This is a genomic window from Algibacter lectus (assembly GCF_900112395.1).
Lineage (GTDB): Bacteria > Bacteroidota > Bacteroidia > Flavobacteriales > Flavobacteriaceae > Algibacter > Algibacter lectus.
Genome location: NZ_FOLN01000012.1, coordinates 121,607 through 144,364, shown reverse-complemented (window position 1 = coordinate 144,364; position 22,758 = coordinate 121,607). Strand labels below are relative to the sequence as shown.

20 protein-coding genes and 1 pseudogene are annotated in these 22,758 nt (G+C 34.2%); 7 read left to right on the top strand and 14 right to left on the bottom strand.

The window, feature by feature from the left end:
* From BM246_RS17535 to BM246_RS17510, 6 genes are all read right to left on the bottom strand, one after another.
* Positions 1 to 4,283 (bottom strand): DUF7507 domain-containing protein (locus BM246_RS17535; RefSeq protein ID WP_074939743.1); only part of this gene is annotated, 4,283 nt, incomplete at its 3' end.
* Between the two features lie 297 nt (positions 4,284 to 4,580).
* Positions 4,581 to 5,222: a response regulator transcription factor gene (locus tag BM246_RS17530; protein ID WP_042501181.1), complete on the bottom strand. Its 642-nt coding sequence runs from the start codon at positions 5,220 to 5,222 to the stop codon at positions 4,581 to 4,583.
* Positions 5,219 to 5,968 carry a sensor histidine kinase gene (locus BM246_RS17525; protein WP_074939739.1) on the bottom strand — a complete coding sequence of 250 codons (750 nt, stop codon included), beginning with the start codon at positions 5,966 to 5,968 and terminating at the stop codon, positions 5,219 to 5,221. The genes BM246_RS17530 and BM246_RS17525 overlap by 4 nt, the downstream gene beginning before the upstream one ends.
* A complete protein-coding gene (locus tag BM246_RS17520; protein ID WP_159140108.1) occupies positions 5,941 to 6,297 on the bottom strand; it encodes a hypothetical protein in 357 nt (118 codons plus the stop codon). The genes BM246_RS17525 and BM246_RS17520 overlap by 28 nt, the downstream gene beginning before the upstream one ends.
* Positions 6,298 to 6,620: 323 nt before the next feature.
* Complete coding sequence (locus BM246_RS17515; protein WP_074939734.1) at positions 6,621 to 7,337, bottom strand: hypothetical protein; 717 nt, start codon at positions 7,335 to 7,337, stop codon at positions 6,621 to 6,623.
* 134 nt (positions 7,338 to 7,471) lie between these two features.
* A complete protein-coding gene (locus tag BM246_RS17510; RefSeq protein ID WP_139221921.1) occupies positions 7,472 to 9,859 on the bottom strand; it encodes a coiled-coil domain-containing protein in 2,388 nt (795 codons plus the stop codon).
* A gap of 133 nt (positions 9,860 to 9,992) precedes the next feature.
* Here BM246_RS17510 and BM246_RS17505 point away from each other — a divergent pair, with 133 nt between their 5' ends.
* The gene (locus BM246_RS17505; RefSeq protein ID WP_042501171.1) at positions 9,993 to 10,352 is read left to right on the top strand and encodes a hypothetical protein; all 360 of its coding nucleotides are present in this window, start codon (positions 9,993 to 9,995) and stop codon (positions 10,350 to 10,352) included.
* A 66-nt stretch (positions 10,353 to 10,418) separates the two neighbouring features.
* Here BM246_RS17505 and xylA read toward each other — a convergent pair whose 3' ends face one another.
* From xylA to BM246_RS17465, 8 genes are all read right to left on the bottom strand, one after another.
* On the bottom strand, positions 10,419 to 11,735 hold the full coding sequence (xylA, locus tag BM246_RS17500; protein WP_042505772.1) for a xylose isomerase: 1,317 nt from the start codon (positions 11,733 to 11,735) through the stop codon (positions 10,419 to 10,421).
* A 143-nt stretch (positions 11,736 to 11,878) separates the two neighbouring features.
* On the bottom strand, positions 11,879 to 13,363 hold the full coding sequence (locus tag BM246_RS17495) for a xylulokinase (protein WP_074939728.1): 1,485 nt from the start codon (positions 13,361 to 13,363) through the stop codon (positions 11,879 to 11,881).
* Positions 13,363 to 14,349 (bottom strand): GntR family transcriptional regulator, encoded by a 987-nt coding sequence (locus tag BM246_RS17490; RefSeq protein WP_074939725.1) that lies wholly within the window; start codon positions 14,347 to 14,349, stop codon positions 13,363 to 13,365. Before BM246_RS17490 ends, BM246_RS17495 begins: the two co-directional genes overlap by 1 nt.
* 156 nt (positions 14,350 to 14,505) lie before the next feature.
* A complete protein-coding gene (locus BM246_RS17485) occupies positions 14,506 to 14,775 on the bottom strand; it encodes a hypothetical protein (RefSeq protein WP_042501168.1) in 270 nt (89 codons plus the stop codon).
* 152 nt (positions 14,776 to 14,927) lie between these two features.
* Positions 14,928 to 15,281: a rhodanese-like domain-containing protein gene (locus BM246_RS17480; protein WP_052416536.1), complete on the bottom strand. Its 354-nt coding sequence runs from the start codon at positions 15,279 to 15,281 to the stop codon at positions 14,928 to 14,930.
* A 51-nt stretch (positions 15,282 to 15,332) separates the two neighbouring features.
* Positions 15,333 to 15,647: a rhodanese-like domain-containing protein gene (locus tag BM246_RS17475; protein ID WP_042501162.1), complete on the bottom strand. Its 315-nt coding sequence runs from the start codon at positions 15,645 to 15,647 to the stop codon at positions 15,333 to 15,335.
* A 130-nt stretch (positions 15,648 to 15,777) separates the two neighbouring features.
* Positions 15,778 to 16,398, bottom strand: a complete 621-nt coding sequence (locus tag BM246_RS17470) for a thioredoxin family protein (RefSeq protein WP_042501159.1) — start codon at positions 16,396 to 16,398, stop codon at positions 15,778 to 15,780.
* A gap of 5 nt (positions 16,399 to 16,403) precedes the next feature.
* Positions 16,404 to 16,949 (bottom strand): TlpA family protein disulfide reductase, encoded by a 546-nt coding sequence (locus BM246_RS17465; protein ID WP_074939722.1) that lies wholly within the window; start codon positions 16,947 to 16,949, stop codon positions 16,404 to 16,406.
* A 127-nt stretch (positions 16,950 to 17,076) separates the two neighbouring features.
* Here BM246_RS17465 and BM246_RS17460 point away from each other — a divergent pair, with 127 nt between their 5' ends.
* The 6 genes and pseudogenes from BM246_RS17460 to BM246_RS20220 form a co-directional block, all read left to right on the top strand.
* Positions 17,077 to 17,532 carry a MarR family winged helix-turn-helix transcriptional regulator gene (locus BM246_RS17460; protein ID WP_042501153.1) on the top strand — a complete coding sequence of 152 codons (456 nt, stop codon included), beginning with the start codon at positions 17,077 to 17,079 and terminating at the stop codon, positions 17,530 to 17,532.
* Between the two features lie 352 nt (positions 17,533 to 17,884).
* Positions 17,885 to 19,291 carry an anthranilate synthase component I family protein gene (locus BM246_RS17455; RefSeq protein ID WP_042501150.1) on the top strand — a complete coding sequence of 469 codons (1,407 nt, stop codon included), beginning with the start codon at positions 17,885 to 17,887 and terminating at the stop codon, positions 19,289 to 19,291.
* 219 nt (positions 19,292 to 19,510) lie between these two features.
* Complete coding sequence (locus BM246_RS17450) at positions 19,511 to 20,074, top strand: anthranilate synthase component II (RefSeq protein WP_042501148.1); 564 nt, start codon at positions 19,511 to 19,513, stop codon at positions 20,072 to 20,074.
* Between the two features lie 97 nt (positions 20,075 to 20,171).
* Positions 20,172 to 21,164, top strand: coding sequence for an anthranilate phosphoribosyltransferase (gene trpD, locus BM246_RS17445; protein WP_074939719.1), 993 nt, complete (start codon positions 20,172 to 20,174; stop codon positions 21,162 to 21,164).
* A gap of 130 nt (positions 21,165 to 21,294) precedes the next feature.
* A complete protein-coding gene (gene trpC, locus BM246_RS17440; protein ID WP_074939716.1) occupies positions 21,295 to 22,080 on the top strand; it encodes an indole-3-glycerol phosphate synthase TrpC in 786 nt (261 codons plus the stop codon).
* Between the two features lie 42 nt (positions 22,081 to 22,122).
* Positions 22,123 to 22,731 (top strand): annotated as a pseudogene (locus tag BM246_RS20220) (phosphoribosylanthranilate isomerase); the annotation flags it as partial.
* Positions 22,732 to 22,758 lie beyond the last annotated feature (27 nt).

Genomic DNA, 22,758 nt, shown 5'->3' with positions numbered 1-22,758 from the left:
GTGTAGGTGTATTGCCAAACTTGAACGTTATCTGCACAATCTCTATACTCGTATTCCCAAATCATGTCACCTTCGCAGGCTACTGCACTTGGAGTTGTTAGTAAAGTTGGTACAACATCATTGCCACAGTTATCTTTTATCGTGGCTGGTGCTCCTGGATCGGTGGCATCTGCTGGACAATCTACCGTGCTACTTTCGTTAGCCGGAATCGTCATACCATCAGGCATGTCGATGGTGTATGTAAAAGTATAAACGGCAACATTTCCAGCACAAACTGGATCCGTATAAGTAAAAGTATAAACCTTATCTCCTTCACAAACTGGATCCGCATTAGCTGTTATTACAGGCGTAATAGGTGATCCATTTGAATCATTTACAATCGGAGTGTCCGGTTGAACTGCATCGGCTGGACAATCTACAAAATCAGATTCATCTTCCGGAACCACTAATTGAGAATGCACTGTTACTTGATAGACATAAACATCATTAATATCTCCACCTACATTTACTGAAATTGCATACTCAACAATTTGATCGACTCCAGATACATTAACTAAAGTATCCGCAATTAAAGTCGCCGACGTTGTTGACAAAGTCTCTCCCGTAACATTTGGATTATCTGTAGCAGACCAACTGTATGTTTCTCCTACAAAATTATTATCACTTGTTAAGTCATGATTTAATGTTTCATCACTACAAATTGTATCTATTGGATGTACGGTAACGGTAACATCGGCCGTTGGATCCACAAAATTACCCGTTTTTGCATTACCTGTTGCTGTTACGGTATTTGTTATATCTGCTTGATTTGAAATATCTGTAGCCGTTACTTGATAAGTAGCTGTCCATGTTCCCGTTTCTCCAGGCGCTAAAGTATCTATTTCATTATCTGAATTATCAGCATCTGTTCCTGTTGTGCTTTGCAAAGCAGGAGTCGTTATTGTTCCATCGGCTACATGAACATCAGTAATACTTACATTATCAATAGTGACATTATTATCATTAGTGACCACATAGGTATACGTTATGGTTTGCCCTTCTGTAACATTAAAATAATCATCTACAATTTTTGAAACCGATAAAGATGGTATGGAAATTAATGGCGTAATAGTAGGATCTGCTGCTGTAATTCCGCTACTAAAATTATCAGTTGTTGTATTATCATCTGGATCATCAGATAAATCTGTAACACTACCATTGTTTGGATCAAGACTTCCTACTGTTGCTCTATTTACTACTTCCCCTTTATCTAAATCTGCCTGCGTAATAAAGTGAGTTACTGTAAATGTTGCCGTTTCTGTAGGTTGCATGGTATCAACTATACCATCAGAATTATCTGCATCTGTACCTGTAGTGCTAGACAAAACAATAACATCAGCATTTGGATCTACAATATTAATTTCAGTTAGAGTTACATTACCAACACTTGTTGCCACGATAGAATAAATAATAGACTCTCCAACAGCATCATAGGCTCCATCTGCAGCTGTCAAATCTACTTTTGTAACTTGCAATTGTCCAAATTGAGGAATTGATACTACAGTAGCATCATTAGGAGCTGCAGTTGTTGGATCATCAGAATCATCTGAAATCGTAGTACCTTCAACAGGCTCTGTTCCACTAGCTGTAGCTGTATTTGTAACGTTTCCATTATCAAAATCGGCTTGTACAATAGTATGTTGAGCTGTAAAAACAAATGACGCTCCTGCTGGTAGATTAGGTAAAGTAGCAGGAGAGATACTTCCAGAATCTGCATTTCCATCTGTTACCGTTACATTATTTAAACTTACATTACCCGTGTTAATTACGGTTATTTCATAAGCGATTACTTCCCCTAAATCATCGTATAAACCATCTGAAGCTGGTTGTGCTATTTTTTCCACTTCTAAACCTCCCAATTGTTCAATTGGTGTTATAGTTGGATCGTCTACTGCATTATTTGTATCATCTGGATCATCAGATACATCAGAAATAACATAACCATTAGCTAATGTAGCATTCGCTGTAGCGGAATTAACCACTTGCCCCGCTTCAATATCTGCCTGAGTAATAGTATGCGTTGCTGTAAAATTAGCCGATGCTCCTATGGCTAAATTTGCAACAGAACTAGGTGTTAAACTTCCTGAATCTATTTTAAGGTCGGTAATTGTAATATTCGTTAAAGCTGTATCTCCCGTATTTGTAACAATAAAATCGTAAGTAATCACTTCCCCTAAGGTATCATAACTACCATCTACAGCAGCTCTATCAACCTTAGTAACTTCTATTTCGCTATTTATAATATTTACATCTTCAGTTTCATCATCGAGTAAAACATCGCCTTCAATTTCTGTTTGTGTATTAACAACAACATTGGTTACCGTAGTGGTTGCGGTTACTTCATTTACCGAAGCAACAATTTCAATAGTATGTATTTCTCCACTAAACATATCTCCAATAGACCAGTTAGGTGCCGACCAAGTTCCATATGAAGGCGTTCCACTAACAAAAGTTAATTCCGGAGGAAGTAAATCATTAATAACTAAATTGGTTACTTGGTTTATCCCTAAATGCTCGACGCTAATTGTAAATATAACGTTATCACCTTCTAAAACGGGTGATGTATCTACGACTTTAGTTAGCACTAATTCCGGATCACAATTATAAGCGGATATAACCGCAGAATCGTAAGTACAAGTACCTCTGGTCACTCTCACAAAAAAATCTCCAGGTTCCGAAGGTGTATATACATTAGTAGTTTCTCCTAAAATTTCTACACCATTTTCAAACCATTGATAAGCATCGAAACCACCAGTAATTTCAATAACATCGGCTCCTGGCAAACAACCACCTCCGGTAATATCTAGCTCCACTATTGGTACGGTATCAAAGCCAGAAAAATACCCAGCGAGACCTGCGTTACTGCCAAAAGACATAAATGTACCAACTGCTATTGGTCCTGTTGATGTTACATTAACCTCACCTGTTAATCCATTTATAAAAAAAGTTTTCCAATCTGCTGTTCCAGCAACAGGTGTAGAAACCAGAGGTCCAACAATAACCCCATTCCCATCGGTTACCTCTATAGAACTATCTGGTGTAGACGTCGATGCTAAAATTGTTAAAGCAGATTCATTCGAATTAACACCAGCAATACGATGTATACTTGAAACTTCATCTAAAATATTTGGTAATAAACAATTTACAGGCGCTATAAAATTCATCCCTAAAGTTTGCCTTCCAGACAAACCAGATAAACATTGATATGCATAAGCTTCTTTCGATGTTTGAATATACATATTTCCACCTGCCGAATTCACAGACCAATTCGCTACTTCTAAATACTCCCCATTATTAATAGTACCCTGATAAACACCTCCAGCAAACACATCGGTTGCATTTTGAGTTGCCACTATAATAGCAAATTCTGTTTCATTACCTGACGCTCCATTTCCTCTCACAAAAACATATTCGCGACCTAAAACATTTGTAGGTACTGGCTGATCTAGACCAACATCACGAGACCCAGATCCCGTTCTTACTCCAACATTTAAACCTCCTACACTTATTGCTATTTTTTTATCAGAAGTAAGCGTCGCTCCTAACCAACCATCAATATTTGCAGTGGTTGCGTTTTTTGGAGCTTCTATGACATAAGTTTGGTATTGTTGAAGTGTTATGGTTAAAAAATCTGGAGAACTAGCAGGAATACCGGATGGTTCTCTAAAAATACAACCAGGATCATAACCAAAAACAGTAACCGTTGTAGTCCCGGGATCTGTAGCCATAATACCTAAACTTGTAGATAGCGTACCATTGGAAGCATTGTTCGCAATACCTCCCCATCTAAAATCTGTTCCTAACGCAGCTTTTCCTTTTGATGTTAACGAACCGGCTTGCGCACCAGAACGCCCTCTATAATTAACGTAAAATTTTTGACCTCCAGGGGCTACAAACCGCAACCCTGCTGTTGATAAAGCTATACCTGTACTCACATTATCTATTAAAGTAATACCATTATCGCCATTACCTAAACTTAACCCTGTTGTAGAAGAATCTATAGTGTAAGGTGCCCCATTAGACAAGGAAATGGTTAAAGATGATGCAGTATTGGTGCCTATATAAACCTCAACATTAAATGTTCCTTCCGTTGCGGGTGTTGACAAATAAATAGCCTGCTGATTAATTGATTGATTATTGGTTCCTTGTTTTAATGGTGGTAAATAATGCTCACTATCTAACTGAGCAAAACTATTGGTTATAAAAAAAAGGAATACAGATATAAAGAGTAATATTCTTTTCATGTAAGTAAATTTTGTAAAACAGCCTGTTCAAATTTTGGGGCGCTGCCAATTAATCAATAATACAGGGACTATTATAAAATAATCGATTGTAACAAAAATAGAGCTAAATAATCTAGGAATGTAACACAAACCCGACAAAACAAAAGCTAATTGAAGAAAAGATACCGTTTTTCGAAGAAAACAAGGGTGTTTTATGAAAATAAAACGAGTAAACCCTTTAATTTTATGTAAATAAAGGACTTAAATAAGCTAAAAAAGTATTACAAATAATTTTAGAGAGAATGATTTTATGCCAATTTACAAATGCACAATTTTATTTTTAATAGCATAAAGCACCAAACCAATTTTATTTTTTACATGGAGTTTTTGGAATAAGGCATCTCGATAACCATCGATTGTTTTAGGACTTAAAAACATTTTTTCGGCGATTTCTTTATAGGTTAATTCGGAGCATACTAGTTTTATAAACTCTAGTTCACGCTCTTTTAATTGATAAACCGCACTATGCTCATCATTTAAAGAATTAACTAAAATACTAGACACTTCTTTAGTATGATAGTACCCTGTAGAAATCACCTCTTTTAAAGCCGTTTCTAAAATTTCTTTTTCAACATCTTTAAGTAAATATCCCTTTGCTCCTGCTTTTAGCATTTTTATAATAGTTCCCTCTGCACCTTCCACCGAAAGAGCTATTACTTTTATCTGCGGATACTCTTTTTTTAAAATCCCAGTAGTTTCTATCCCATTCAAAATAGGCATATTAACATCCATTAAGACGACGTCTGGAATATTACTAGGAAGCTTCAATTTATCTAATAATTCCTGCCCATTATTACATTGGTATGGCACTTCAAACTTACTAAACGCATTAACTAGCCCAGCAATTGCCTGAGACAATAAAATATGATCTTCAACAATGACTACCTTGTATGGATTCATGATTTATAATTATATGTTATTGTTAACTGCGTGCCTTGGTTTAGTTTAGAAAAAATATTAATACCTGCATTTACTAGTTGCCCTCTACTTTTTATGTTCGACAATCCTATACCCGAGAAACTATTAGGCTCTTTCATATCGAAACCTTTCCCGTCATCTTTAGCCATTATTAATAGCTCGTCCGCTTTGTAATGTAACGTTACATCTAAATGCCTTGCTTTAGCATGCTTCATGGTATTAGAGAAAAATTCTTGCAAAATTCTAAATAACACTATTTCCGTTTTCTCATTAATTATTCTTTCTTCACCTAAAACCTCTATAGATGCTTTAATAAAATTAAGCCTATTAAAACGCTCAATTTCCTGTGTAACAGCCTCGGTAAAACGCATTAACTTTAAAGCCTCCGGATTAATAAGTTTAGATAACGACCTCAACTCTGTTAACCCCTTGTTTAGCGTTAGCTTTACATCTTCAATATTTTTTGGATCCTGAATTTGTATTTTGGCCAGCGTTAATAACTGTCCAATATTATCATGCAATTCCCAGCTTATATTTCTAAAGGTTTCTTCTCGAATTTCTATTTGAGTTTTAGCAATTTCCTGCTCGAATTGCTTTTCTATTTCTTTTTGTTTTAATAATAAAAGATTTTTTCTTCTGTTAAAAACAACAAATAGCGCTACAAGTATTAAACATAAAAAAACTAATGTAAAAACGGCAACTAATATTGCTTGTCCTTCTCTCCCCATATAAACCCGAAAATAAAACAAATATTCATTACTATACTTAAAACACTACTTATTTCTAGAATATACTTTAAATCTACCAACTCATAAAGATAATTTCTAACCACACGAACGGGTATGTTTCCGGCTAAATAAAGCAAATAACCAACACTAACCCAAAACATGATATTTGTTTTTATAAAAAGTACCTCATCAGTATTTAATATTTCTGAAAAATAAAAAACAATACTCGTTATTAACAGAACAGATGCTATTAAATATGGAATAGTTTGTATTTGATTTAAGTAATTTTCAAAACACATGTTTATAAAAAAACTTAGTACATAGATCACTAAAAATATTTTAGTGAATTTCTTGTGTCGCTCTATCTTCAAACATTTATTGAATAATATAAACAAAAATGAAAAATTGATAAAATGAAAAATATTATAAATAATAACATTTACAGCAACTCCCATTCTTGTTAAGGTAAAGCCTAAAAACTCATTAACTGCAGTGTACCACAATATCACTAAAAAATACTTTAAGAACTCCCGTTTATACTTATAGAAATAAAAAGATCCCACAATAGCAGCAAAAAGTTCTATATACTTTATTGAACTTCTTATTGTAATAAACGAAATGTCTAAAATCATATATTTTCTTATAGGTTATATTAATCTTTGTACGGTGGAGGTGTCATTTCTCCTTCATTATAAATGGTGCTAGTTTCTTCAGTTTCAGCAGAAAATAAACTAGCACTAAAACCTATACCAGCTTTTTCAATCTTCTTAGCTTGTTTTCTAAATAACTCAAGACGTTCTTTTTTGTTATGACCATCCATAAATTCTTCTACTATCTCAAACTGACCTTTTAATTTATTGGAAGTGCTAGATTGTATAATAAATGGTAAATGGTTTAGATTATTATATTCTTTATCTCCTCCTTCTACAGCAACAGTAGGTATCATAAAAACAGTTTGCTGTTTAGGATGATTAATTGTTCTTCCACTTTCAAACTTTTCAGAATTAGGATAAGCAGCAAAATATATTCTAAGACCAGAAACATCTTGTTTTGGATTTGCTTTTTGAATAGATTCAATATACTTTAAATATGCCTTAATTTCATCTAAAGAATACCATATAAACTTAGTATCCTCAAAATTACGATCTCTGTATAAATCTTGAAGTTTTGAATCGAGAACTTGAACTCTATTTTTATCAAATTCAGCAAACATTTCTTTACCCTGAGCGGAAGAAATTAAATGTTTTTTAAGTATATCGTCTTGGGGTTTAATATTGTCTATAGGCTCTTCTCCTTTTAGCGCACCGCTAGAAAAAATGAAAGCAAACAACAGTAAGGGAATAATTAAAAATGGATTAAAAGATTTCATATTACATTGATTTTGTGTAACCTCAAAGTTAACGACTATAAAATTAGCGCATAAGAGGAAAAACACCCTTTTTCAAATAAAAACAAGCATATCACCCGTTTTTAAAAGGATAAACAAAAAACTAATGCATATTCCTACTCAACACATCTTAGCTTATCCATAAAAAACTCTTTATAACTTATGTTGTCAATTTCTCTAATACCTTTTGTCCCTCTTAATTTAAGCGATTTTATAGGCGATTTTTCTAAGCTTAGAATTTGCGACTTCGTTAAATCTGCCTTAAACAAAAACTCACCACACTCCATATTCCATGAGTGATACAAGGTTACAGATTGATTGTTTTCCAACTGCACCACCACATTAGAACGGCTGTTAGATAGATAACTAACACAACCTAAATCTATAGAAGCATTAATGAAAACAGAAATCTTTTTACCGTATTTAAATAGCTCGACATTTACCTTTTCACTTATGGTATAAGCCTCTGTTTTTATGGTTGTTTTTTTAGTAAAATCGTCATATTCATCTAATAAATAATGACAATTATTACGAAATTGCATACGTTCCGAGTTTTGATTTTCGGCAATACGATTACTCTCTTGCTCTTTATTAGCATTAACCTGAGCTATGGAATCTCTAATTCTATTCGCTTCTAGCTCAACCGCCTGTTTTATGGCATCGGCCTGGTTATTTAAAGCCTTTTGTTTCTCTGCTTCTTGTAGAGCCAAAGCATGCTCGATTTCTAAACGTTTAATATGCGCCGCGTTAGCTTTATTTATAGAATCACTAATTCTAGCAGCTTCCTGCTCGGCCTGACGCTTCAAAGCTTCGTTATAAGCAAGTGCCAAACGTTCCTTTTTCAAAGCTTCCTCTTCTGCTTTTTCAAGAGCCTTTTTTAATTGACTTGCCTCCAATTCTGCTGCTATTTTTTGAGCCTTAGCATTTTCTCTTTCAATTTCTAATCGTTTATTTTCGGCTACTTGTACTAAATCTAAAGAATCCTTTATACGCTTAGCTTCTAATTTTGCTGAGCGCTCTCGCGCTATTGCTTTTTCTCTTTCAAAAACTAAACGTTTTTTCTCATCCTCTTCTGCTTTTATAATCGAATCACTAACACGCTTAACTTCTATCTCTGCAGCTTGCTTTAAAGCTAAAGCTTCTAACCTTTCTTGCTCTAAGCGTTTATTTTCGGCTGCTTTTGCCTGTATTATAGAATCTTTTCTGCGAACTTCTTTTAATTCAGCTTCTCGCTTTAAAGCCTCCAAACGCTCCCGCTCTAAACGTTGCTTTGTAGCTTCGTTTGCTTGGGTTATTCTTAGGTCTTCTGCTTTTTTTAAGGCCATTGCTTCGGCACGTTTTAAAGCTTCAGCTCTTTCATATTTAAGCAGTATTTCTTTTTCTTTAGCTACTTTTGCAATAGAATCTGCAACACGTTTAGCTTCTAAGGCTTCGGCTTGTTTTAGAGTTTCTGCTTTTTCATTCTCTAAACGTTGTTTTTCTTCAGCTTCTGCTTTTGCTCTAAAATCGGCAATACGCTTAGCTTCTAGCTCCTCTGCCTTTTTCAAAGCCTTAGCACGTTCTTGCTCCAATTCTAGGCGTGCTTTCTCGGCTACTTTTGCCTGTGCAATAGAATCGTTAACGCGTTTTATTTCAAGTTCGGCCTCTTTTTTTCTAATAGCAGCTTGTTCTTTTTCAAACTCTAATCTTTCTTTTTCTGCTTCTTCTACTTTAGCTATAGAATCCTCAATACGCTGTGCCTCTAATTGCTCTGCTTTTTTTAAAGCTTTAGCCCGTTCTTTTTCTAATTCTAAGCGTTCTTTCTCTGCTATTTTCGCTTGAGCGATCGAATCTTTTTTACGTTGTAGCTCTTGTTCTGCTTCTTGTTTCAACTTTAAAGCTTGCTCTTTTTCCAAACGCGCTTTCTCTTCGGCATTGGCTTTAGCTACAGAATCTTTTACACGCTGCGCTTCTCGCTCCGCAGCAAATTTTAATTCTTGAGTCTTTATTTTTTGTAAACGCAAACGCTCTAACTCCTTTTGTTCTAAAGCTTTTACCTGTGCAATAGAATCTGCTACTCTTAACTTCTCAAGGTTTTTAGCTTTTCTTACTGCTATAGAATCATTTATTATTTTTTGTCTTTTTTCATCTGAAAGCACTTCGCCATATTGAATAAGCTCTTGCATTTCTTGCTTTCGTTTTTTCTCTAACTCAATAGCTTTTAAACTTTCTTTTTCTTGAAAATCGAAATATAAATCGGACATTTTTTCGGTAACCAACAAGTCGATATCCTTAACAATACCTTCCCATTCTTTAAACCGAACTTTATAATTATCCCTTCCTAAAAAACCAATAACAACACACTTATCATTTATACTGAACGCCACTACAAGTTCTGATAATTGATTTGAGGTCTTGTCTAAATTTTTATATAAATTACCATCTTCTAAAAACTTAGTAGGTATACTAATATCTTGAGCAAACAAACTCATAGAAAACAATAAAAAGCAAACGTATTTAATCAAAATTTAATTTTTAAATTAATTTAATTCCCGTAAGAAATCAGTTATGCAATAATACTCCAATTTAAACATTTCTAGAATAGTTATCCAAACTTTCTATGGAATTCGTTACTTAAAATCAATAACTTTGCCCAATATGACTGTAAACGACATCATCGGAAAATATACTATTGAAGGTTTTAATCAAGATGAAGAAAAAACACCTTACCAAGGCCATCTAAATCTATCTATTGATGCAAACCAAAGAATTGAAGCGCAATGGATTATTGGAAACTCACAGACACAAACCGGAACCGGTTTTTTTAAAAACAACATACTCGTTATTAATTTTAATTATGAAGGTGAAGACCAAAAAACCTACAAAGGTGTTGTGGTTTACAAATGCCTAACCCCCGATTTACTTGAAGGTTTTTGGTCTGAAAAACATGGAAACCCATTATTTTTAGGAGAAGAACGCTGTTTTAAAATAACAGAAAAAAGAGAGTTATTAAATTAAAAAAGCCCGAAAACCTAATGATTTTCGAGCTCTTTTGAAATGAATTCTATTCTCTTATTCTAGAATCTAGATATACTGATTGATAATATTCTCAAACAATTCTTGCTTACCGCTTTGTAATTGCAGTTCACCATTATCTTGAGCAATTTTATACAAATCTTGTAAGTTTAATTTACCAGCTTCAAAATCTTTACCTTTTCCAGCATCGAAAGAACTGTAACGCTCTTTACGTAATTTATCGTAAGCTGAATCTGTAATAATTTTATCGGCTGTTAATAATGCTCTAGCAAAAGTATCTGCTCCACCAATATGTGCATGGAAAACATCGTCTAAATCGGTTGAGTTTCTTCTAATTTTAGCATCGAAATTAACACCACCACCTTGTAAACCACCAGCTTTCATGAAAACTAACATAGCTTCTGTTGTTTCTTGAATATTGTTTGGGAATTGATCGGTATCCCAACCATTTTGGTAATCGCCACGGTTAGCATCTAAACTTCCTAACATACCAGCTTTTGCAGCCGTTTCTATTTCGTGTTGGAATGTATGTTGTGCTAATGTAGCATGGTTTACTTCTATGTTTATTTTGAAATCTTTATCTAAACCATATTCTCTTAAGAAACCGATAGCTGTAGCCGAATCGAAATCGTATTGGTGTTTAGATGGCTCCATTGGCTTAGGCTCGATAAAAAAGTTTCCTTTAAAACCTTGAGCTCTTGCGTAATCTCTAGCCATGGTTAAAAATTGTCCCATGTGATCTAATTCACGCCCCATATCAGTATTTAATAAAGACATGTAACCTTCACGACCTCCCCAGAATACGTAGTTTTCACCACCTAATTTAATAGTCGCATCTAAAGCTAATTTTACTTGTCCGCCTGCTCTAGCTACCACATCGAAATCTGGATTTGTAGAAGCACCATTCATGTAACGTGGGTTAGAAAAACAGTTTGCTGTTCCCCAAAGTAATTTTACACCACTTTCGGCTTGTTTACCTTTTATGTAATCTGTGATAGTCTCTAATCTACTTTCTGACTCTGCAAATGTTGCACCTTCTTGAATTAAATCGAAATCGTGGAAACAGAAATAATCGAATCCCATTTTTCCAATAAATTCGAAAGCTGCATCGGCTTTATCTTTTGCTGCTTGAATTGGATCTGATGATTTATCCCACTCAAAACTTTGTGTTCCTGGACCAAATGGATCTCCACCTTGCCCACAGAATGTATGCCAGTAAGCAATTGAAAATTTAAACCATTCTTTCATGGTTTTTCCTGCTACAACCTGGTCCGGATTGTAATATTTGAATGCTAATGGATTATCAGATTCCTTACCTTCAAATTTAATGTTGCTAATGCCTTTAAAATATTCTTTAGTAGCCATAATGTTAAATTATTTGTTGATATTATTTTTTATTTTTCTAATGTTTGTTTGCGTTAGGGATTGCAGTGAAAAGCCCACAGCCTGACGCAGGAAGTGCGAGGACTTGTAACGTAAAGCCCGACCCTTGTGGTAACGCCCTTATTTTATTTATTTAATACGAGTTCTAGTTCTTTTTTCCAGTTATTGTATGCTTCGGTGTATGGTGTTTTGTCTTTAAACGGCATAAAAGTCATAACATGATCGTTGTCCATTATAGTTTTTCCAAAGGCCTCAAAATCGCCTTTATGCAGGTTTGCTGCACGTGCCGCACCAATAGCTCCGGTGGTATTATATATTTCTATTTCTTGCCCAATTAGGGTTGCTACGGTGTTTGCAAAGATCTCGGAACGGAATAAGTTATCGTTGCCAGCACGGATTACGCTAGCTTTAATACCATCGGATTTTAGAATTTCCATGCCATATAAAAATGAAAAGGCAATACCTTCCAAAGCAGCACGACATAGATGTGCTTTGTTATGATTGTTAAGGTTTACGTTTACCATACGCGTGCCAATACTTTTGTTGTTTAGCATACGCTCGGCACCGTTTCCAAATGGTAAAATACACACTCCATCTGACCCGATTGGAATCTCGGATGCAATATTATTCATCTCTTCGTAAGAGCTTACGTCGAGATTATTTAATAACCAACGGTATTGTATTCCTGCTCCATTGATGTTTAATAGCTTACCTATATTTTTATTTTCTTTAGTATAGTTTACGTGTGCAAAATTATTTACTCGCGTGCTTTCTTTACCCGAAAGACTATCGGTTACAGCATACACTACACCAGATGTTCCGCCGGTTGCAGCTACTTCGCCTGGATTAAAAACATTTAGAGAAAGTGCATTATTTGGTTGGTCTCCGGCACGGTAATAAATAGGTGTTCCGGCTGCAATACCACTTTCTTGCTCGCCATGCTCATCAACTTGAGATTGGTTACAAAAAGTATCTACAATGTCTGGAATTAAATCTGCACTAATACCATAATGTTCTAATAGAAAATTGGCTACGCTATCGTTTTTAAAATCCCAAAAGATGCCTTCGGAAAGTCCTGAAATTGTTGTGTTTATTTTATTTGAAAATTTATACGCCACATAATCGCCAGGCAACATAAATTTGTAAATTTTGCTATAAATATCGGGCTCGTTATCTTTTACCCATTTTAATTTTGAAGCTGTAAAGTTTGCTGGAGAATTAAGTAAATGCTCGGCACATTTAGCCTCACCAACTTCAGCGAAAGCTTTATGACCGATTTCTACCGCACGACTATCGCACCAAATGATACTTTTACGCAATGGTTCTCCATTTTTATCGACCACCACCAAACCGTGCATTTGATAAGAAATACCAATACCTTTTATTTCTGTACGGCTTACATTATATTGCTTTTTTAAACGTGTAATGGCATTGCAAATATGCATCCACCAATCGTTTGGTTTTTGCTCGGCCCAGCCGTTTTTTTGCGCAAACATGCCCATTTCTTCTTTAGGCTCTTGTACTACACCTAAACTTTTACCTGTTTCTGTTTCTACTAACGCGACTTTTATTGACGAACTGCCAATGTCGATTCCTAAGTTGTAATTCATTATAATGAGTCTCTTAAAATTAGTTTGGTTGGTATGTATTCTTGAATTCTTGCTTCTTCACTAACAAAACTTGCCGCTTTGGCACCTAGCACTTTAAAATCTGTTGAAATAACCGAAATACCTTTGTAGATAAATTGCTTCATAGGTGTTTCATTATATGATAAAAACCCAACATCTGTACCTGGCTCATAATTATTGCTACGGCATTGCTCTAGAAAAAAGCCTAAAACACGATCACTAACACTAATATAAGCTTCGTTTTTTTTAATGATAAATTCTTTTGGGTTGGTAATAATATCAAAATTAAAACCTGCTTCTTTACAGTAGCTTTTAAAATATTTTACCGTTTCTATAGGGTGATGTGTAAATACTGGATAAACAAGTATTATTTTTTTGTATTTCTGAAAAGCTGGCGTCGCCTCCTTTAATGTAGTGTAAAATGATTTTCCGAAATCTTGAAAAACAAAATTATTGTTCTTTTTAGCATGTACATTCCAATCTATTAACAACAGTTTACTATCGTCAATATCGGACAAAACCTCAGCAACTTCTTTATTATCGAAAGTCATTACCACGTATTTATAATACTTGCCTTTACTGTTATTAATTATGGTTTTGAAGTTATCTATATTATAGTGATGAAACTGAATATCGGTAATAACATTTTCGGGTAAATTATTTACAAAAGAATGATACAATACTTCCTTATATGCTTTAAAGGTATCTAAAAGCAATAACACTTTACGTGTTTCATTGGCTACATAATAACCTTTGTTTGGCACAGACTCGATTACACCATGCTCCTTCAAAACAGAATAGGCTTTGAAAACAGTATCACGAGAAAGCTGAAGAGATTTACATACCGCATTTACCGATGGCAAGGCATCGCCACTGGTTAACCTGTTGTTTGCAAGCTCGTTATTTATAGCATTAACTAATTGTTGATACTTTGGTGTTTCGCTATTTATGTTAATTTCAAAATTCATACTTAAAAAACCATACTGTTCTGGTCTGGTATGCAAATATAGAAATTAAATCTTACTCAGTATTATTATTTTTTAAAAAAGTTTTTTTAAGGCACAAAAAAACCATGTATATTAAAAAACATACATGGTTTATAAAAAAAATATTTTAGACGAAAATCAACTCACTTTCTGCTCTTTTTTCACTTTGCGAAGCATTCTGGTTTCTGCTCTTTTTTCTTCTTTGCGCTCATTAAAAACACGAACGCGTTCCAACAAGGCTTCTTGCTTTTCTACTCGGTCTTGGCGCCTTTTTTCTTGTGCTTTTTTCTGCATTAGACCTTCTTCTTTTTGCCTGGCTTTTTCTTTAAAAACAGACCAATATGAATAGCCATACATACTAACAAAGAGCAGGGCTATTATACCAATAATGACATAACCATTTTCCATAAATTCTATGAGGGATTAATTAGAATTAAAACTTAAAAACCAGTAGGTTAAACTATATTTTTAAATCAAAATAAAGTTAGCGAAAACAAATATGATAGAAGAATAAAAAAGACTATCAGTAAGAAAAAACAGATAAACGTAAAAATTACAAGTTATTTTGTTTTAACCTCAAAATCTTTAGATTTCCAATTTAAAACACCGCCTTCTAATTCGTATATTTTGGTAAAGCCTAATTCCTTGAAAATAGCGATACTCTTACCACTTCTTCGGCCTGACTTACAATAAATTACCAATGGTTCTTCCTTATCTAATTCCGCTAAAGATTTAGAGAAATTTTCGGAGAAAAAATTAATATTTTCTGCTCTAGAAATATGCCCAGCACCAAACTCTTCTGGCGTTCTAACATCAATTAATTTCATCTCTTTTTGCTCTTTCAAAAGCACCTCTAATTCTTCTGGCGTTACTTTAGTAACAATATCATCATTTTGTGCTTTACAGTTAAACATGATAGCACAAAAAAAGATAGTTATCAGTATTGAAATTTTCTTCATAAACTATTATAAATCTACAACATCACCAGTCCAATCAAGCATGCCGCCTTCTAAATTATATGCATTAGCAAAACCTAATTGATCCATAATAGCACAAGCTTGCCCACTACGGTTGCCAGAACGGCAATACACATAATAATTTTTGCTTTTATCCAGCGCTTCTATTTCACTTATAAATTCTTGTCCTTTATATATATCGATATGCTTCGCGCCAGCAATAATACCATCGGCCACCTCAGCATCTGTTCTTACGTCTAAAATTACCGCATTATCATCTTTGGCTAATTGCTCCGTCCACTCCTCTTGTGTTAAATCTTCCATTGTTATGTTGTTCTTTTTTTATTTAATATTTTATTGAAAACAAATTTAATATTTATAACATGATAGACGAAAAAAAACCTGAAGTATTACACCTCAGATTTTTATCAGTCTTTCTAATCATATTAATTCATTATACTTTTATACCACAACCTATTGCTCTTGTTTCTGTTTCTTTAACGTCTTTTCCGTTAAGCAAAGCATCTACAGCATTTTCAACATATTTAGTTGTTACAGCATTTGCATCTTTATAATTGTCGTCGATTGCTCCAATATATTTCACCTCATTACCTTGGTTTGTTTTCTGTAAAACAAAAACATGAGGTGTTTTTGTTGCTCCAAATTTCGGATAGATTTCTTGCTTTTCATCTATTAAATAAGGAAAAGTAAATCCTTTTTCTTCTGCACGCTTTTTCATAGCCTCTAAACTATCGCCAGGCATAACATCTGCGTTATTAGGCATGACAGCAATTACTGGATAACCTAACTTTGCATATTTTTTATCCAACTCTACAATTCGGTCTTCATACATTACAGCATATGGGCAAGTATTACAAGTAAAGGTTACTATAAAACCTTTAGCATTTTTATAATCGGAAAGTGAGACCATTTCACCATCAATATTCTTCAAAGAAAAATCTTCAGCAATATCACCAATACCATAGCCTCCAGCACTGCTAGATGTTTTTAAGGTAAATGCACTTGCACAAAGCACCACCAAAATTACCGACACTATTTTAATTGTTTTTTTCATAACGTTTAATTTAAAAATTGCTTTAATTCATGCTCTAATTCCTCGTAAGTAAAAGATTTTTCAAAAAATTTACGTTCTCCGTTTTTATAGATTATTGTTGCTGGTAACGAGCCGGACCAACTTTCATCAATCTGCGGAATCCAAGAGTTACTATCAACATCATCTAAAGCGATAACTTTCGATTTTAATTGTTGTTTCAAAACAAAAGGTTTCAATTTAGAATCATACATATGTGGAAAATCTAAACTCACTAATGTAAAATCTACGTTCTTATTACCGTATTCAGACTTCAGCTTTTCAAAATATGGCAATTCTTTAACACATGGTGCACACCAAGTCGCCCAAAAATTGATAACATGAATTTTACCATCTTCCTTATTCAGAAATGGTTTTAAACCCTCAAAATCATAAACCTCAAGATTAAAATCGCTTTCTGGTGAAGACTGAATTTCGGTTACTTCCATGTCTTGAATTGAATCGTTATTTTTTTTATTATTATTTCCGCACCCCACAATTAACAGTACGGTTATTACAAAGAGATATCGTTTCATAACTATAAAATTAATTCATCTTATTTTACTTTTCTGCCTGTTTAACAAACTTTTATACAAAAACAGAAAATTCCTCAAAATTTTACATACATTTGTATGTACAACAGTTATTTAACTGGTACGTATTATGGACTATTCACGACATATAAACTCTAAATTACCTATAAATAAAAAATTGGTTATTAGCTTACTACAAACTATAAACGAAGTGAGTTCTAAAATGAATTCAGCACTTAAGCCTTACGGAATTTCTGAACCACAATTTAATGTGCTTAGAATTTTACGCGGGCAAAAAGGCAACCCTATTTCTTTAGCTGAAGTTCAAGAACAAATGATTACCAAAATGAGTAATACCACGCGATTGATAGATAAACTAGAAGCTAAAAACTGTGTAAGACGCGTAATTAATGCTGAAAACAAACGTAAAATAGATTTAACAATAACCAATGTAGGTTTAGATTTATTAAAAAGAACAGACGACATATTAACAACAACAGAAAACGAATTAGTGGCTGGCCTAACCACTAACGAAAAAGCGGAATTAACTGCGCTTTTGAGAAAATTAAGGTTAATAGCAAAGTAGGGTTTCCCTAAACCCTTAGTAACCAACCAAGACTGCTGTACTTATTATAGCAGTCTTTTTTTTAAAGGAAATCCCTAACAAACTAAAGCTATTTTTCGTTTTTTCGTAAAAAATGAATAAAGTTTTGTTTAATACTTTTTCAATCTTTATATTTGAACCAACATAAAAAATAACAATGAACATATTTTTAAATAATTCTTGGTGGTGGAACTTTCGAAACTAAAATTCGTGAAGAAACCCGAGTATATTTAAAACTTAAAATATCCAAAAGGCTTGTCATTCACGACAAGCCTTTTTTTTATTTTAAAACTGTTCACTTTTTGGCCATTTGCCGAAATACAAAAAACAATAAATGGAAAAATTTAGTCTATACACACATCACAAAAAAATATTAACAGATACCATTACACCTGTATCCGTTTACTATAAAATACGCGATAAATACCCAAATAGCATTCTATTAGAAAGTGGCGACTACCATAGAAGTCATAAAAACTTCTCGTACATCTGTTTCAATCCAATCGCATCTATAAAGGTAGAGAATGAAGTGATATCGCAAACTTTTCCAGATGGCAGTTCAACCTCACTTAATATTACAAGCGATATAAATGTAGCCGATGAAATTCACGATTTCACCAAACGTTTTAAACCACAATCCGACGAAGATTTTAAGTTTATAAACAACGGTATATTTGGTTACACTGCTTACGATGCCGTACGGTATTTTGAAGATGTACAAATTAGCAAAAAAGACAACTCGGTAGTTATACCAGATATCTATTATGCGGTTTACAAAAACATCATTGCCATAAACCATTACAAAAACGAAGCTTATATTTTCGCGCATTGCTATGATGATGCCGAAAATAATATCGATGCCATTGATAAACTTATAAACGTGCAAAACTTTGCATCTTATAATTTCAAATCTAAAGGTGATATACAATCTAATTTAACCGACGACGAATTTAAAAACCAAGTTGAGTTAGCACGTAAACACTGTGCACGAGGTGATGTTTTTCAACTCGTATTATCACGTCGTTTTTCACAAGAATTCACTGGCGACGATTTCAATATCTATCGTGCCCTTCGTAGCATAAACCCATCACCATACCTGTTTTATTTCGATTATGGCGATTTTAAAATATTTGGTAGTTCGCCCGAAGCTCAACTTATTGTTTCCGAAGGTATGGCAGAAATCCACCCTATTGCCGGAACTTTTAAACGTACAGGCGACGAGGAAAAAGACGAAATATTAGCAGAAAAACTTAAAAAAGACGACAAAGAAAACGCCGAACACGTAATGCTTGTCGATCTTGCACGAAACGATTTGAGTCGTCACGGCAGCGAAGTAAAGGTAGTAACCTACCGCGAGGTTCAGTTTTTCTCGCACGTTATTCACCTCGTTAGTAAAGTCGTTGGCAAAAAACACAAAAGCACCTCAACCATGCAAGTTGTAGCCGACACTTTTCCGGCAGGAACTCTAAGTGGAGCACCAAAACACCGCGCCATGCAACTTATCGAGCAGTACGAAAAAACAAGTCGTGGTTATTACGGTGGTGCCATAGGTTTTATGGATTTCGAAGGCAATTTTAATCACGCCATCATGATCCGTACTTTTTTGAGTAAAGATTATAAATTGAACTGGCAAGCAGGTGCCGGAATGGTATCAAAATCCAATGCCGAAAGCGAGCTACAAGAAGTATTTAACAAACTCGGCGCATTAACAAAAGCCATAAAAGTAGCCGAAGACATATAAATAATTTGGGCATTACCCGAAAAGGGTCAGAGCTTTGAAGAGAGTCTCAGTATTCAGTAGCAGTTGGCAGTGTTTACTCGAATGAATAAAAAAAGCAACAGTGAGTAGTTGCAGTTAACAGAGCTTACTCAGATAAAAATAAAAAAGTCAAAGTAAACCAACACCTACTCGACTAACAAAATAAATAAAATTCAGAGTCATCTGAAAAAAAATAAACATATGAAAGTACTAGTCATAGACAATTACGACAGTTTTACATACAATCTAGTTCATTACCTAGAAGATTTAAACTGCGATGTTACCGTAGTACGTAACGACAAACTCACTCTAGACGATGTTAAACCGTTCCATAAAATCGTACTATCGCCAGGCCCAGGAATTCCAGACGAAGCTGGTTTACTAAAAGCCATTATAGAAACTTACGCACCAACAAAGAGTATTTTAGGTGTTTGCCTTGGCCAACAAGCCATAGGTGAAGTTTTCGGAGGTTCGCTTATAAACCTAGAAGACGTTTACCACGGTGTAGCAACCAATGTTACTATAACCGTAGACGACGAAATTTTGTTTAAAGGTTTAGATAAAAACATAGAGGTTGGGCGTTACCACTCATGGGTAGTAAACCCAAACTTACCAGAAAGTTTAGAAGCCACATCGGTAGATGCCAACGGACAAATTATGTCTTTGCGTCATAAAGTTTACGATGTTCGTGGTGTACAATATCATCCAGAATCGGTTTTAACACCTAACGGAAAAGCGATATTAAAAAACTGGGTGGAGAATTAAAAGCAGTATTCAGTCGCAGTGAAGCAGTACTTACTCGGATGAAAAAACATAATTAACCAACAACTAATAACAAGTAACAATTATCTCTTTTACAGAAATGAAGAACTTACTAAACAGATTAATAAACCACGACACCCTGTCTACCGAAGAAGCTAAACAAATCTTGGTAAACATATCGAATGATGCGTATAACCCGAGCCAAATAGCATGTTTTTTATCGGTTTTTATGATGAGAAGTATTACTCTCGAAGAACTAAAAGGTTTTAGAGATGCACTTCTAGAGCTTTGTTTACCGGTAAATCTTAGCGATTTTAACGCTATCGATATTGTAGGTACTGGTGGCGATGGTAAAAACACATTCAACATCTCTACCCTATCGGCTTTTATTACGGCAGGTGCAGGTGTTCATGTTTCTAAACATGGAAATTACGGAGTTTCATCTACATCAGGTTCTTCAAATGTTATGGAGCATTTAGGTGTGAAATTTTCTAATAATGAAGATTTTTTAAAACGCGCTTTAGACCAAGCAGGTATATGTATTTTACATGCACCACTATTTCACCCAGCAATGAAAAACGTGGCGCCTATTCGTAAAGAACTTGGTGTTAAAACTTTTTTCAATATGTTAGGGCCTTTAGTAAATCCGTCGTTTCCAAAAAATCATGTTTTAGGTGTTTTTAATTTAGAAGTTTTAAGACTTTATAGTTTCTTATTTCAAAACACAGGGCACAATTATAATATTGTTTACGCTTTAGATGGTTACGATGAAATTTCATTAACAGGAAAAGCGAAAATTATTTCTAATCATACCGAAAAACTTTTTTCACCTGAAGATTTAGGCGTTTCAATAATTAAACAAGAAGATATTTTTGGTGGCGATACCATAAAAGATGCCGCAAATATATTTGTTGATATCATTTCTGGAAAAGGAACTGAAGCGCAAAACAACGTAGTTTGTGCTAATGCCGGTTTAGCTATTGCTACTTCAAAACAAATTTCGCATCAAGAAGGTTTTGAACTGGCAAAAGAATCGTTGTTTTCTGGAAAAGCAAAAACAAGTTTAGATAAATTAATTGAACTGAGTAAGTAAAAAAGTTAACAGTGGCAGTGACAGTTTTCAGACTTACTCACACACATAAAAATTAAGTTTAGAATTAAGCAGATAACTATTAAAGTCGAAGTCGTCTTCAAATTAAACTCTGCCAACTCAACACTAAAAAATGAACATTTTAGACAAAATAACATTAGATAAAAGAAATGAAGTAGCTCTTAGAAAGCAACTCATTCCAACATCGCAACTTGAACAATCTGTTTTATTCGGAAGACAAACCGTTTCTCTTGCTAATAATTTACGTAATAGTAAATCTGGAATTATCGCCGAACATAAACGCCGATCGCCATCAAAATCCGTTATTAATAACAACTTAAATATTCAAGATGTAGCAAAAGGTTATCAAGATGCTGGCGTTTGCGGTATGTCTGTTCTAACCGATGGAAAATACTTTGGAGGCTCTCTAGACGATTTATTAACAGCAAGAGCAAGTTGCAACCTACCATTACTTAGAAAAGAATTTATAATCGATGAATACCAAATGCTAGAAGCGAAGGCTTATGGTGCAGATGTTATTCTTCTTATTGCTGCTATTCTATCTCGAGACGAAATAAAACAATTCTCTGAGTTTGCTAAAAGCTTAAATTTAGATGTGCTTTTAGAAGTACATAACGAAGAAGAATTACACAAATCGATTATGCCGAGTTTAGACATGCTGGGTGTAAATAACAGAAATTTAAAAACCTTCGAGGTGAGTTTAGAAACCAGTAAGTTATTAAGCACACAGATACCAAACGATTTTGTAAAAGTATCAGAAAGCGGCATAAGCAGCGTTGAAGCCATTAAAGAACTTCAGCCTTTTGGATATCAAGGATTTTTAATAGGTGAAAACTTTATGAAAACGGATAATCCTGGGGCAAGTGCTACCGATTTTATAAACCAATTAAATAAATAAAGTTTTACTGAATTTATTTTAGAACAACACAATTTGAACATCATGAAACTGAAAATTTGCGGAATGAAATATCAAGAGAATATGACTGAAGTCGCTGCTCTACAGCCCGACTATTTAGGTTTTATATTCTACGATAAATCGTCTAGAAATTTCGACACATCCATTCCCGAAATATCAAATTCTATAAAAAAGACTGGTGTTTTTGTTAATGAAGATTTAGAAGTTGTTATTGAAAAAATAAAAACATTCAACTTACAAGCTGTTCAATTACACGGCGAAGAATCCCCGGAATATTGTAACGATTTAAAAAATCGACAAGCTGAACTTGTTTCTGCATCTCTTGAAATCATTAAAGTATTCTCTATTAAAAACGAATTCAATTTTGAGGTTTTAAAACCTTACGAAGCCGTTTGCGATTACTTTTTATTTGATACCAAAGGAAAACACCCAGGCGGAAATGGCTATACTTTCGATTGGAATGTGCTAAACAATTACTCGTCTACCAAACCCTTCTTTTTAAGTGGGGGTATTGGTTTCGATGAAATTGAAGCGGTTAAAAAGTTTCAGCAAAGTATGGCTTCCAAATACTGTTATGCCCTAGATGTAAACAGTAAGTTTGAAATAGAACCCGGATTAAAAAACATAGAATTATTAAAAGACTTTAAAACAAATTTGTTT